Source organism: Aeromicrobium sp. S22, from assembly GCF_009661045.1.
In the GTDB taxonomy this organism is placed as follows: Bacteria; Actinomycetota; Actinomycetes; order Propionibacteriales; family Nocardioidaceae; genus Aeromicrobium; species Aeromicrobium yanjiei.
The window spans coordinates 1,281,415-1,294,076 of sequence record NZ_WJWV01000001.1; the positions used below are offsets into that span (position 1 = coordinate 1,281,415).

Consider the following 12,662-nt stretch of genomic DNA (forward strand, 5'->3'; position numbering starts at 1 on the left):
GGCACCATCGGCCGCGGGGGCAGTCCTCACCAGGACTGCCCCCGTGCGCCGCGTCCGAACTGGGTGCACCATGTCCCTTGACCAGGTGAACGTGCTCCAGCCCCACCCTTCACATCCCAGGAGGCCTCGTGTGGTGGTATGTCGCCAAGCGACTGCTCCAGACCATCCCGGTTTTTCTCGGGGCCACTCTCATCATCTACGCGTTGGTGTTCCTGCGGCCCGGTGATCCCATCAACGGTCTGATCGGCAACAAGCCGGTGTCCGACGAAGTTCGTCAGGCCATCCGGGACCAGTACCACATGAACGACTTCTTCCTCGTCCAGTGGCTGTACTTCCTCAAGGACGTCGTGACGTTCAACCCCGACTTCGTCGGGCTCGACGGACAGCCGGTGTTCGAGAAGATCCGCAACGCCCTGCCCGTCACCGCGACCCTGGCCCTCATGGCCCTGCTGATGGACGCGATCATCGGCATCGTCGTCGGCACGATCGCCGGTCTGCGCCGCAACGGCTGGTTCGACTCGATCACGCTGGTCATCTCGCTGATCCTGCTGTCGATCCCGATCTTCGTGGTCGGCTTCGTCCTGCAGTTCCTGTTCGGCGTCAAGTTCGCGATCTTCAGCGCGACGGTGGGCGGCGACTGGACCGTGGGCAAGCTCCTCCTGCCGGCCTTCGTCCTGGCCATCGCCAACATCGCGACCACGACCCGCCTGACCCGCACCTCGGTCGCCAACAACATGACTGCCGACCACGTGCGGACTGCCCGTGCCAAGGGCTTGCCCGAGGGCGCGGTCATCCGCAACCACGTGCTGCGCAACTCCTTGGTGCCGGTCGTGACGTACATCGGCATCAACCTCGGCTCGCTCATGGCCGGCGCCATCATCACCGAGGGCATCTTCAACGTGCAGGGCATCGGCAACCTCGCCTTCCAGGCGGTCAACCGTGGCGACGCGCCGGTGACCGTCGCGGTCGTGGCAGTCATGGTCATGATCTACGTGTTCATGAGCCTGATCGTCGACCTCCTGTACGCCGTTCTCGATCCGAGGATCCGTTATGTCTGAGACACACCCGGGGCAGGAACGTTTCGTCGCCCCACTCGACGAGACGCCGCTGCGCGCAATTGACGCCGTCGACGTCGACGCCGTGCCCGAGAGCCAGTGGAAGGAGGCCTGGAAGCGGCTGCGCAAGTCGCCGCTGTTCTGGTTGGCCTCACTGATCATCCTGGTGCTCGCGGTCATGGTCGCGTTCCCGACGCTGTTCACCAGCGCCGATCCCAACGAGGCCTCGCTGGGCAAGCAGTTCGCCCCGCCGAGCGAGGGCCACCCGTTCGGCTACAACTTCCAGGGTGCGGACATCTGGGCACGTACGGTCTACGGCGCGCGTGCGTCCGTGGCCGTCGGCGTGCTCGCCACGGTCGTCACGGTCGTGCTGGGCATGGTCACCGGCGCGATCGCCGGCTTCTACGGCGGCATCGTCGACACGATCGTCTCGCGCCTCAGCGACATCTTCTTCTCGATCCCGCTGCTGCTGGCCTGCATCGTGGTCATCTCGGTGATCAACAACCTGTGGGACGACCGCGGGTTCTGGGGCTCGGTGCTCGTGGTGGTCATGGCGCTCGCGCTGTTCGCCTGGCCGCAGATCACCCGCCAGATGCGTGGTGCGGTGCTGGAGGTCAAGAACCTGGAGTTCGTCGACGCGGCCACCGCCATCGGCGCGTCCAAGGTGTCCAACCTGCGCCGACACATCGTGCCCAACGCCCTGTCGCCGGTCATCGTCTCGGCGACCATCATGCTCGGTGTGTTCATCGTGTCCGAGTCCTCGCTGTCGTTCCTGGGGCTGGGCTTCCCGCAGAGCATGGTGTCGTGGGGCAACGACCTCGCCGACGCCCAGACGCTCGTCCGCTCGGGCCAGCACCTCGTCGTCATGTGGGTCCCCGCCACGGCCCTGGCCATCACCGTCCTCGGCTTCGTGCTGCTGGGTGAGGCCGTCCGAGAAGCCCTCGACCCGAAGGCGAAGAAGTCATGACCGAGACCCCCCTGCTCGAGATCCGGGACCTGCGAGTCGGCTTCCGTACCGACAAGAAGACGGTCCTGACGGCCGTCGACGGCGCGAGCCTGGTGATCTACCCCGGCCAGACCATCGCGATCGTCGGTGAGTCCGGGTCCGGCAAGTCGACCCTGGCCCACTCGGTCATCGATCTGCTGCCCGGCTCCGGCCACGTCATGGGTGGCCAGATCCTGTTCGAGGGGCGGGAGATCACCGATTCGGACCGCAAGGCCGTGCTGGCCCTCCGCGGTTCCTCGATCGGTCTCGTGCCACAGGATCCGATGTCCAACCTGAACCCGCTGTGGAAGGTCGGACGCCAGATCAAGGAGGCGCTGGTCGCCAACGGTGTGGCGAGCGGCGACGAGGCGGACAAGCGCGTCGTCGAGCTCCTCGAGGAAGCCGGCCTGCCCGACGCCGAGCGTCGCGCCCGTCAGTACCCGCACGAGTTCTCCGGCGGCATGCGCCAGCGCGCGCTCATCGCGATGGGCCTGGCCGCGCGGCCGCGCCTGCTGATCGCGGACGAGCCGACGTCGGCGCTCGACGTCACGGTGCAGAAGCAGATCCTCGACCACCTGGACACCCTGACGTCCACGCTCGGCGTCGCGGTCATGCTGATCACGCACGATCTGGGGCTGGCAGCCGAGCGGGCCGACCACCTCGTGGTGATGTATCGCGGCAAGATCGTCGAGTCCGGTCCGGCGCGGGAGATCCTGCAGGATCCCCAGCACCCGTACACGCAGCGTCTCGTGGCCAAGGCCCCGTCGATCGCGTCGCAGCGACTGTCGTCGGTGCAGGCGCGCGTCGAGGTGCGCGAGCAGGCGGTCCAGACCGCGGCGGAGATCGCGGCCGAGGTCGCCGACAGCTCGGTGGCGCTGGGCGAGGGGCGTGACGACATCCTGATCGCCGAGAACCTCACCAAGGTCTTCACGCTCCGCGGTGCCAAGCCGTGGCAGAAGGTCGGTTTCTCGGCGGTCGACGACGTGTCGTTCCGCCTGCGTCGCGGCACCACGACCGCGATCGTGGGGGAGTCCGGCTCGGGCAAGTCGACCGTGGCCCGCATGGTCCTGGACCTGCTGCCGCCGACCTCGGGCAAGGTGATCTTCGACGGAAAGAACGTCGCCGACCTCAAGAGCCGTGCGGATCGGCTGAGGCTCCGTCGCCAGATGCAGCCGGTGTTCCAGAACCCGTACGCCTCGCTGGACCCGCTGTACTCGATCTACCAGTCGATCGAGGAGCCGCTGCGCACACACGGCATCGGGACCAAGAAGGAGCGCGAGGCCAAGGTCCGCGACCTGCTCGACAAGGTCTCGCTGCCCACCACGGTCATGTCGCGCTTTCCGGGCGAGCTGTCGGGAGGCCAGCGCCAGCGCGTGGCCATTGCCCGGGCGCTCGCCCTCGACCCGGAGGTCGTGATCTGTGACGAGGCCGTCTCGGCGCTCGACGTCCTGGTGCAGGCGCAGATCCTCGAGCTGCTCAACGACCTGCAGGCCGAGCTCGGCCTGAGCTATCTGTTCATCACGCACGACCTGGCCGTCGTTCGGCAGATCGCCGACGACGTCCTGGTCATGCAGAACGGCAAGGTCGTGGAGGCCGCGTCGGTCTCGGCGGTGTTCGACACCCCGACGCAGGAGTACACGCGCCGACTGCTCGACGCGATCCCGGGAGGGTCGATCTCGCTGGGCCGGTGACGACGTCCGCCTGATGGGACGTCGCCATCGGGCAGATTGACTCGCTCGAACAGATGTTCGAAGATGGATGAATGAGTCCATCAGCAGCCCCGACCCTCAGTGAGCTGCGCGAGCGGGTCCAGCAGATGCAGGGCCGGCCCGCCGCCCAGCCGGTCGCGACCCACCCGGCCCTGTCGGGGCTGCTCCAGCTGCAGGCCGGCTCCACCTACTCGGTCGACTCGATGAGCCTGGCGGTCGCGCTGATGGCGGGGCCGTCGGCCGACGGGGCCTGGTGCGGGGTCGTGGGCACGGCCGAGCTGGGACTGGAGGCCGCGGCCGCGGCCGGGGTCGAGCTGCGCCGCACGATCCTGGTGCCCGATCCCGGGGACGCGTGGCTCGAGGTCACGGCCGCGCTGATCGACGTCCTGGGCGTCGTGGTGCTGCGCGCCCCGTCCTTCGTCGCGGCCAAGGACGTGAGCCGCATCAGTGCTCGCCTGCGCCAGCGCGGCGGCATCCTGGTGGCCTACGGCGACTGGCCCCGCAGCGAGGCCCGGCTCTCGATGCGCGACGTCGAGTGGGTCGGCGTCGGCCGGGGGCACGGCCACCTGCAGGCGCGCCGGGTCACCGTCGAGGTGCAGCGCGGCACGGCTCCCGCCCGGCGCGGACGGCTGTGGCTCCCCGATGCGTCCCAGGTCATCCGTCGCGTCGAGGACACCCCGTCCCCGAGCCGGCTGCGGAGCGTGTCATGAGGGCCGCGTCATGAGGACGATGGTGCTGTGGGCGCCGGACTGGCCGGTCGTGGCGGTCGACGTGCCGGCCTCGACCCCGGCGGCCGTGCTCGACAAGGGGCAGGTGCTGGCCTGCTCGCAGGCCGCGCGCGCCGAGGGCGTACGTCGGGGGATGCGCCGCCGCGACGCCCAGTCGCGGTGCCCCGACCTGGTCCTGCGCGAGCACAACCCCGATGCCGATGCGCGCGCGTTCGAGACGGTCCTCACCGCGATCGAGGAGCTGAGCCCCGGGGTCGCCCCGCTGCGGCCAGGGCTCTGCGCGATCTCGGTGCCCTCGCGGTTCTACGGCGGCGAGGCCGAGGCCGCAGCGGTCATCGCCGAGCGGCTCGTCGAGCTCGGCGTGTGGGACGTCCGCGCGGGTGTCGCCGACGGGCTGTTCGCCGCCGAGCAGGCCGCCCGCCGGGCGCTCGCGCAGGACAGCCTGGTCGTCCCCGAGGGCGGCTCGGCGCAGTTCCTGCGCGATCTGCCGATCGACGTCCTCGACGACGTCGACCTGGTCGGGCTGCTGCGCCGCATGGGGCTGCTGACCCTGGGCGACTTCGCGTCGCTGCCCGCGGCCGACGTCCACACCCGCTTCGGCACCCACGGGGCGCTGCTGCACCGCCTGGCCCGAGGCCAGGACGCGCAGCCGATCAGCCGACGTCAGGTGCCGCCGGAGTTCGAGGCGACCCTGGTCCTCGAGCCGCCGCTGGAGCTCGTCGAGCCGATCGCGTTCAGCCTGCGCACGACCGCCGAGGCGTTCGTGACCGATCTCGCGGGTCACGGCCTGGTGTGCACCACGGTGCTGATCGAGGTCGACGCCGACGGCTCGCTCGCGACGTCCCGCCGGTGGATGCACCCGCGCTGGTTCGGCCCCACCGATCTCATCGACCGGGTCCGTTGGCAGCTGTCGGTCGACGGTGCGATCCGCGCGCCGGTCGACGCGGTGCGGCTGATCCCGGAGGTCACCGAGCCGCTGGGTGACCACGCCGACAGCCTCTTCGGCGGCGGCCCCGACGAGCGGGTCGAGCGGGGGGTGGCCCGGGTGCAGAGCATCGTGGGCCACGAGGCGGTCGTCTCGGTCACGGTGCAGGGTGGCCGCGGCCCGGCCCAGCGGCGGCTGCTGGCGCCGTGGGGCGAGCGTCCCGTGGCGGCGCGAGCCGTCGGCCTGCCCTGGCCGGGCAGCCTGCCGCCCCCTGCGCCCGCGACGGTCTATCCCGAGCCGCAGCAGGCGATGGTCGTCGGTGCCGAGGGACAGCCCATCGGCGTCACCGGACGGGGCATGGTGTCGGGGGAGCCGACGCGGTTCCGGGCCGCGGCCGGTGCGGACTGGCAGCCCGTCGCGTCGTGGGCCGGACCCTGGCCGGTCGACGAGCAGTGGTGGGACGAGGCGGCGGCGCGCCGGATCGCCCGGTTCCAGGTCGTCGGCGTCGACGGCAGCGCCTTCCTCATGATCGTCGAGGGCGGCCACTGGTGGACCGAGGCCCGCTATGACTGACCCGACCCGCGACTGGCGCAGAACGAAGATTCTGGGACGGCGTGTCGTCCACTTCCGCGCCACTCGCGGACGGACTTGCGCCACATGAACTGGAACAATCCGGACATCTCGTGGCGCGAGCTCGAGCGCCGGTTGTCCGGCCGGCCGGAGCCGGACGGCGGGGACGCCCCGGGCTGGTCCCGCAAGCGGCGCAAGCACGATCCCAAGGAGATCGCGCCGCCGGGCGGACCGGTCGTCCCCTACGCCGAGCTGCACTGTCACAGCCACTTCTCCTTCCTCGACGGCGCGAGTGGCCCCGACGCGCTGGTCGAGGAGGCGATCGCGCTGGGCCTGCACGGCCTCGCGATCACCGATCACGACGGCTTCTACGGCGCCCCCCGGTTCGCCGAGGAGGCGGGCAAATATCCCCAGCACGGTCTGCGCACGGTCTACGGTGCCGAGCTGTCGCTGGGCCTGCGCAGCCCCCAGAACGGGGTCGCCGATCCCGAGGGCAACCACCTGCTCGTGCTGGCACGTGGGGTGGAGGGCTACCACCGCCTCGCCGCCGCGATCACCGACGCGCAGCTGAGGGGAGATGAGAAGGGTCGTCCCGTCTACGACCTCGAGGAGCTCGCCGAGCGGGGCCGCGACCACTGGGTCGTGCTGACCGGGTGCCGCAAGGGGCATGTGCGCGAGGCACTCGCCACGGGCGGACGTGACGCTGCGGCGGCCGCCCTGGACCGGTTGACGGCGCTGTTCGGCATCGACGGGGTCGGGGTCGAGCTGATCGACCACGGCTTCCCGACCGACAGCTCGGTCAACGACGCGCTCGCGGGTCTCGCGATCGACCACGGCCTGGCCACGGTGGCCACCAACAACGTGCACTTCGCCCGCCCGTCCGCAGGACGCCTGGCGGCGTCGATGGCCGCGGTCCGGGCCCGGCGCAGCCTCGCCGACATGGACGGCTGGCTGCCGGCCACGGGGGCCGCGCACCTGCGCTCCGGCGCGGAGATGCGTCGACTGTTCCACCGTTTCCCGGGGGCCGTCGAGCGTACGGTCCCGCTCGCCGACGAGATCGCGTTCGACCTGCGCGCCGCGACGCCCCGCCTGCCCAAGCGCGGCATCCCCGAGGGCAAGACCGCGATGCAGCACCTGCGCGACCTGGCCGAGATCGGCATCCGCGAACGCTATGCGGGCCGCGAGCGGCTCGCCCGCGAGCGCATCGAGCGCGAGCTGGCCGTGATCGAGGAGAAGGACTTCCCGGGCTACTTCCTCATCGTCCACGACATCGTGGCCGAGGCCCGGCGCCGCGGCATCCTGTGCCAGGGTCGAGGATCCTCGGCCAACTCCGCGCTCTGCTACGCCCTCAAGATCACCGCGATCGACTCGATCTTCTACGACCTGCCGTTCGAGCGGTTCCTGGCCACGACTCGCGAGGAGGAGCCCGACATCGACGTCGACTTCGACTCCGACCGGCGCGAGGAGATCATCCAGTGGGTCTACGAGCAGTACGGCCGGCACAACGCCGCCCAGGTCGCCAACGTGATCAGCTACCGTCCCCGCTCGGCGGTCCGGGACGCCGCCAAGGCGCTCGGCCACTCGCCGGGGCAGCAGGACGCGTGGTCCAAGCAGATCGACGCGTGGGGTGCGATCGGCAGCGAGGACGTGCAGGGCGTCCCCGAGCAGGTCGTGGGGCTCGCGCGGCAGATGATGACCGCGCCGCGACACCTGGGCATCCACTCCGGCGGGATGATCCTGACCGAACGACCCGTCGGGGAGGTCTGCCCGATCGAGCGCGGCCGCATGGACAAGCGGACCGTCCTGCAGTGGGACAAGGACGCGTGCGAGTTCATGGGCCTGGTCAAGTTCGACCTGCTGGGGCTCGGCATGCTCGGGGCGCTCGACCACACGATGCGGATCGTCGCGGAGCACCTGGGGGAGCAGTGGGACCTCGACTCGATCCCCAAGGAGGAGGCCGGGGTCTACGACATGCTGTGTCGCGCGGACTCGATCGGGGTCTTCCAGGTCGAGAGCCGGGCGCAGATCGGCACCCTTCCGCGGCTGCAGCCCCGTCGGGCGTACGACCTCGCGATCGAGATCGCGCTGATCCGCCCCGGGCCGATCCAGGGCGGGGCCGTGCACCCGTACATCCGCCGGGCGATGGGCAAGGAAGCCATCACCTACCCGCACCCGATCCTGGAGCCGGTGCTGGAGCGGACCAAGGGCGTGCCCTTGTTCCAGGAGCAGCTCATGCAGATGGCGATCGCGATCGGTGACTGCACGGGTGACGAGGCCGATCTCCTGCGGCGCGCGATGGGCTCCAAGCGGGGCATCGAGCGCATCGAGTCGCTGGAGGACAAGCTCTTCGCGGGCATGGCCAAGCACGGGCTCAGCCAGGAGGAGGCCGACCTGATCTACCTGAAGATCAAGTCCTTCGCCAACTTCGGCTTCGCCGAGAGCCATGCGCTCAGCTTCTCGCTGCTGGTCTACGCCAGCTCGTGGCTCAAGCTGCACTATCCGGGCGCGTTCCTCGCCGCGCTCCTGCGCAACCAGCCCATGGGGTTCTACTCGCCCCAGTCGCTGACCACCGACGCCCGGCGGCACGGGGTCACGGTCCTGCGCCCCGACATCCTGCGCTCGGGAGCGCTCGCGGACCTCGAACCGGTCGAGGGGCAGCCGGGCCCGGCCGGACGTGATGCGTGCCTCGAGCGGATCCAGCCGCCGGTCGGTGACTTCGTGCCCGGCACCCCCGACCCGACACCCGAGCACCGCCGCGACGGGGCGTTCGCGGTACGCATCGGCCTCGACGAGGTGCAGGGCATCGGACGTGAGGCGGCGCAGCGGATCGTGGCCGAGCGCGACCTGCGTCCCTTCGCCGACATGGCCGACGTGGCGCGTCGCACCGGGCTGAGCGTCGCGCAGATGGAGTCGTTGGCCACCGCGGGGGCGTTCGACTGCTTCGGCCTGTCGCGCCGTCAGGCGCTGTGGAACGCCGGCTACACGCAGAGCCAGGACCAGCTCGAGGGCACCCAGGTCGCGGCACCGCCGCCGATGCTGCCGGGCATGAGCGACGTCGAGGTCACGATGGCCGACCTGTGGTCGACCCGCATCTCGCCGCAGACGCACCCCGTCGAGCACCTGCGCCCCCTGCTGCAGGGCGAGGGCATCCTCTCGGTGGCCGACACGGCCGTCGCGGAGGCGTCCCGGCGGGTCAAGGTGGCCGGGCTCATCACCCACCGGCAGCGTCCGGCGACGGCGTCCGGCGTCACGTTCCTCAACCTCGAGGACGAGACCGGCATGCTCAACGTGGTGTGCTCCGAGGCGCTCTGGAAGCGCTACCGGGTCGTGGGACGCAATGCGGCCGGCATGGTCATCCGCGGCATGCTCGAGCGGAGCCCGGAAGGAGTCGTCAACCTGGTCGCCGACAAGCTCATGCGCATCGAGGAGGTCTATCCCCAGGCGGGTCGGGCGATCCCCGCCCGGCACCAGGGACGCGACTTCCGCTGAGACGCGCCGACGGGTCTTGCTCGGTCGGCGCTGCATGGGACAGGGTGACAGCATGCTGACCACCGGCCAACGGCTGATCTCGCGCCGGTGGGTCGCCGGGGTCGTCGTCCTGATCCTCGTCGGACTGGCTTCGTTCGCAGCCATGGCAGTCGCGCTCGACGGCGCAGGACGAGTGGTCGGCGTGGCCGGGCTCGTGTTCCTCGGGCTGCACCTGATCGCCGCGCTGCGAGCCTTCGTGCTGCCTCGTCGGCGCCGGGAGCTGCCGGTCGACGAGGCCGGGAGGACGATCATCGAGGCGCCCGGATCCCTGGTCTGGCCGCTGGTCGCCGCCTGGGCGGCGGTCCCGATCCTGGCCGCCGCGTTCGTGGTGCAGGCGATCGTCGACGTCGACTCGATCGAGTCGCCCGGAGCCGCCTTCGCCGTCGTGATCGCGACCGTCTTCGGTCTGCCCGACTGGTTCCGACTGGTCACCGGCCGGCTTCACCGATGGCGTGTCGTGCTGGGACCCGAGGACCTGAGCTACCGCGGCTATCGCACGGCGATCGAGGTCCCGTGGTCGAGGGTCCGCGGCGCGAGCATCCAGGTCGGGGGCAGGACCCGGGGGGAGACGAAGCAGCGCCAGACCGCTGGTGTGCTGATCAACCTCAAGGGGACCCGGCCCGATCCGGTGATCCCGGCGGCCGCGTTCGACGTCCCTGCCGAGCAGATCGTCGAGGAGATCCAGAAGCGACTGCGCTGAGTCCGTCGAGGCTCAGGGCTCCACGAGGCCGGCGCGGATCGCGTACCGGGTCAGGTCCGTGCGGTCCCGCATGCCGAGCTTGGCCAGGATGTTCGAGCGGTGCCGCTCGACGGTCTTGAGGCTGATCGTGAGGGCTTCGGCGATCTCGCGCGACGTCGAGCCCTCGGCGATGAGCTTGAGCACCTCGTCCTCGCGTGGGGTCAGGACCGTGTCCGAGACCTTCTCGCCTCGCCGGCGGCGCTCCAGGTAGTCGCGCACGAGCGCGCTCATGACGCCGGGGTAGAGGAACGACTCGCCGCGGACGGCCGCATGGCAGGCGCCGACGAGGTCCTGGTCCGCGACGGACTTCAGGACGTAGCCGGAGGCGCCGCACTTGAGCGACTCGAAGAAGTACTGCTCGTTGTCGTGCATCGAGAGCATCAGGATGTGCGGGGGATCGCGGCGGCGCGAGATCTCCCGAGCCGCCTGCAGCCCGGTCATGCGGGGCATCGACACGTCGAGGATCGCCAGGTCGATCTCCTGGGTCCGGACGGCCTCCACCGCCTCGGCGCCGTCGCCTGCCTCTGCCACGACCCTCAGGCCGGGCTCGCTGTCGAGGATGAGGCGGACCCCGCGGCGTACGAGCGCGTGGTCGTCGGCGAGCAGGATCCGCACGTCCGGCCGGGTGCTCACGGCGTCACCGCCGCGACGGGCACCGAGAGGCGTACCTCGGTGCCGCCACCGATCCGGCCGCGGACCACGAGGCTGCCGTCGACCAGTCGGGCGCGCTCGCGCATGCCACGGATGCCGGTGCTCTCGCTCCGGCCGTTCATCCCGACGCCGTCGTCCGCGACCAGCAGGACGACCGCATCGCCCTGGGTCGACAGGGACACCGTGACGGTGCTCGCGCGCGCATGGCGGGCGACGTTGGTCAGGGCCTCCTGCGCGACGCGATAGACCACGAGCTCCTTCTCGACCGACAGCGGTGGCAGGCTCGGGGCGAACCCGCGGCGGACGTGCACCCCGCTGTGGGTGGTGAAGTCGGTGCACGCGGCGGCGAGCGCGCTGAGCAGGCCCAGGTCGTCCAGCACGCCCGGGCGCAGGCGCCGGGCGACGTCGCGCACCTCGTCCAGGCTGGAGCGGGCGATCTCGGCGACGCCCCGCAGCTCGTCGGCGATGTCGTCGGGTGCGCGGTCGGCAGCGCGCTTGAGACCGAGCAGCACCGCCGTCAGCCCTTGGCCCACCTCGTCGTGCAGCTCCTGGGCGATGCGGTGCCGCTCGGCCTCCTGTGCGGCCAGCGCCTTGGCGTTGCTGCTGCTCCGCTCGGCCTCGAGCCGGTCCAGCATCTCGTTGTACGCCCGGACGAGTCGGGCGACGGTGCCGTCTCCGTCCTCGGTGAGCCGCTCCCGCGGGGACTGCAGGTCGACGCGCTCACTGAGCTGCGTCAGACGTTCGAGCGGCGCCAGCGTCGAGCGCACCAGCAGGGCGTTCGCCACCAGGATCAGGACGAACCCCACCAGCAGGACGATCGCCTCGGAGACCAGCACGCGGGTCGAGATCGTGGCAGGAGAGAGCGCGAGGACGATCGTGCCGATCAGGAAGACGAGCCCGTTGATGAGGCAGATCTGCCAGTAGAGGGGGAGCCGGTTCAGCGCCGTCGTCATGGCGCCAGCCTCACCCATCGCGGGCGCGCTTGTCCAAGCGGCAGGCGTACGCGGCGAAAGATGGGTGGTGGCACGGATGGTTTCCGTGGCGCCGGTCGGGGAGGCTGGAGATCAGGCCGCAGCAGCGGGTTCGAGCTCCTGCGGCACCCCCTCGAAGGAGCCGTCCACGATGAACCGCCTGATGATCGATGGCCTGCAAGCCAGCGTGACCGACTCCCTGGGGCCGTCGCCCGCGGGTTGGGCGCTCGTGGCCCTGGTGCTGGTGGTCGGCGCGGTCCTCGCCTCGATGCGGGTCGTCCCAGAGCACCAGCGTCTTGTCGTGACACGGCTGGGGCGAGTGGTCCGGGTGGCTGGTCCCGGCCTGGTTCGACGGGTGCCCGGACTCGAGCGCTGGACCACGATCTCGCTGCGGCCCACGAGCCAGATGCTGGGAGTGGCCGCCACAACCCTCGACGGGATCTCGGTGCACGTGCGGGCCTCGACGCAGGTGCACGTGACGGACCCGGCGCGGGCGGTCGTGGCGGCCGACGACCCGATCGCGGCGACGTTCGCCGCCCTCGAGGCCCATCTCGGCCGCGAGATCGCGTGCACGCGCTTCGCCGACCTGTTGGTCGCACGCCAGCGCTTCGAGTCGGACCTGCCGACCCTCACGACGGGGGTGACGTCCGCGTGGGGCGTCGAGGTCATCTCGTTGGACGTCGGCGACGTCGAGGCGCTGCTGACGGCCGATCTGCTTCGCGCGGTGGACGGGGACGTCCGGGCCCGATGAGCGCGGCCGCCCCGGGCGTCCCGCCTGCTGAGCCGCTTCCCGCGCGTCTT

At 70.8% G+C, this 12,662-nt stretch carries 10 protein-coding genes; 8 read left to right on the forward strand and 2 right to left on the reverse strand.

The features are described from left to right. Window positions 1-128 precede the first annotated feature (128 nt). From GEV27_RS06325 to GEV27_RS06355, 7 genes are all read left to right on the forward strand, one after another. Complete coding sequence (locus tag GEV27_RS06325; RefSeq protein ID WP_153653414.1) at window positions 129-1,058, forward strand: ABC transporter permease; 930 nt, start codon at window positions 129-131, stop codon at window positions 1,056-1,058. Beyond that, window positions 1,051-2,022 carry an ABC transporter permease gene (locus tag GEV27_RS06330; protein ID WP_153653412.1) on the forward strand — a complete coding sequence of 324 codons (972 nt, stop codon included), beginning with the start codon at window positions 1,051-1,053 and terminating at the stop codon, window positions 2,020-2,022. Before GEV27_RS06325 ends, GEV27_RS06330 begins: the two co-directional genes overlap by 8 nt. Beyond that, window positions 2,019-3,731, forward strand: a complete 1,713-nt coding sequence (locus GEV27_RS06335; RefSeq protein WP_153653410.1) for an ABC transporter ATP-binding protein — start codon at window positions 2,019-2,021, stop codon at window positions 3,729-3,731. Before GEV27_RS06330 ends, GEV27_RS06335 begins: the two co-directional genes overlap by 4 nt. A gap of 71 nt (window positions 3,732-3,802) precedes the next feature. After that, the gene (locus GEV27_RS06340) at window positions 3,803-4,459 is read left to right on the forward strand and encodes a hypothetical protein (protein ID WP_153653408.1); all 657 of its coding nucleotides are present in this window, start codon (window positions 3,803-3,805) and stop codon (window positions 4,457-4,459) included. A gap of 10 nt (window positions 4,460-4,469) precedes the next feature. After that, window positions 4,470-5,975: a DNA polymerase Y family protein gene (locus tag GEV27_RS06345; protein ID WP_153933713.1), complete on the forward strand. Its 1,506-nt coding sequence runs from the start codon at window positions 4,470-4,472 to the stop codon at window positions 5,973-5,975. A gap of 84 nt (window positions 5,976-6,059) precedes the next feature. Continuing rightward, window positions 6,060-9,461 carry an error-prone DNA polymerase gene (locus GEV27_RS06350; RefSeq protein ID WP_153933714.1) on the forward strand — a complete coding sequence of 1,134 codons (3,402 nt, stop codon included), beginning with the start codon at window positions 6,060-6,062 and terminating at the stop codon, window positions 9,459-9,461. Between the two features lie 52 nt (window positions 9,462-9,513). After that, window positions 9,514-10,200, forward strand: coding sequence for a hypothetical protein (locus GEV27_RS06355; protein WP_153910353.1), 687 nt, complete (start codon window positions 9,514-9,516; stop codon window positions 10,198-10,200). Between the two features lie 12 nt (window positions 10,201-10,212). On the opposite strand, the gene GEV27_RS06360 is transcribed toward GEV27_RS06355, so the two are convergent. Next, entirely contained in the window at window positions 10,213-10,872 is a 660-nt protein-coding gene (locus GEV27_RS06360; RefSeq protein WP_208430960.1) for a response regulator transcription factor, read from the reverse strand. Next, window positions 10,869-11,843 carry a sensor histidine kinase gene (locus GEV27_RS06365; protein ID WP_153910356.1) on the reverse strand — a complete coding sequence of 325 codons (975 nt, stop codon included), beginning with the start codon at window positions 11,841-11,843 and terminating at the stop codon, window positions 10,869-10,871. Before GEV27_RS06365 ends, GEV27_RS06360 begins: the two co-directional genes overlap by 4 nt. A 169-nt stretch (window positions 11,844-12,012) precedes the next feature. On the opposite strand from GEV27_RS06365, the gene GEV27_RS06370 reads away from it, so the two are divergent. Next, the gene (locus tag GEV27_RS06370; RefSeq protein WP_194839842.1) at window positions 12,013-12,612 is read left to right on the forward strand and encodes an SPFH domain-containing protein; all 600 of its coding nucleotides are present in this window, start codon (window positions 12,013-12,015) and stop codon (window positions 12,610-12,612) included. The last annotated feature ends 50 nt before the right edge of the window (window positions 12,613-12,662 follow it).

Coding starts and splice junctions, on each gene's coding strand:
- GEV27_RS06330 (WP_153653412.1), top strand. CDS start 1,051: ATGTCTGAGACACACCCGGGGCAGGAACGTTTCGTCGCCCCACTCGAC.
- GEV27_RS06335 (WP_153653410.1), top strand. CDS start 2,019: ATGACCGAGACCCCCCTGCTCGAGATCCGGGACCTGCGAGTCGGCTTC.
- GEV27_RS06370 (WP_194839842.1), top strand. CDS start 12,013: ATGAACCGCCTGATGATCGATGGCCTGCAAGCCAGCGTGACCGACTCC.
- GEV27_RS06345 (WP_153933713.1), top strand. CDS start 4,470: ATGAGGACGATGGTGCTGTGGGCGCCGGACTGGCCGGTCGTGGCGGTC.
- GEV27_RS06340 (WP_153653408.1), top strand. CDS start 3,803: ATGAGTCCATCAGCAGCCCCGACCCTCAGTGAGCTGCGCGAGCGGGTC.
- GEV27_RS06350 (WP_153933714.1), top strand. CDS start 6,060: ATGAACTGGAACAATCCGGACATCTCGTGGCGCGAGCTCGAGCGCCGG.
- GEV27_RS06365 (WP_153910356.1), bottom strand. CDS start 11,843: ATGACGACGGCGCTGAACCGGCTCCCCCTCTACTGGCAGATCTGCCTC.
- GEV27_RS06355 (WP_153910353.1), top strand. CDS start 9,514: ATGCTGACCACCGGCCAACGGCTGATCTCGCGCCGGTGGGTCGCCGGG.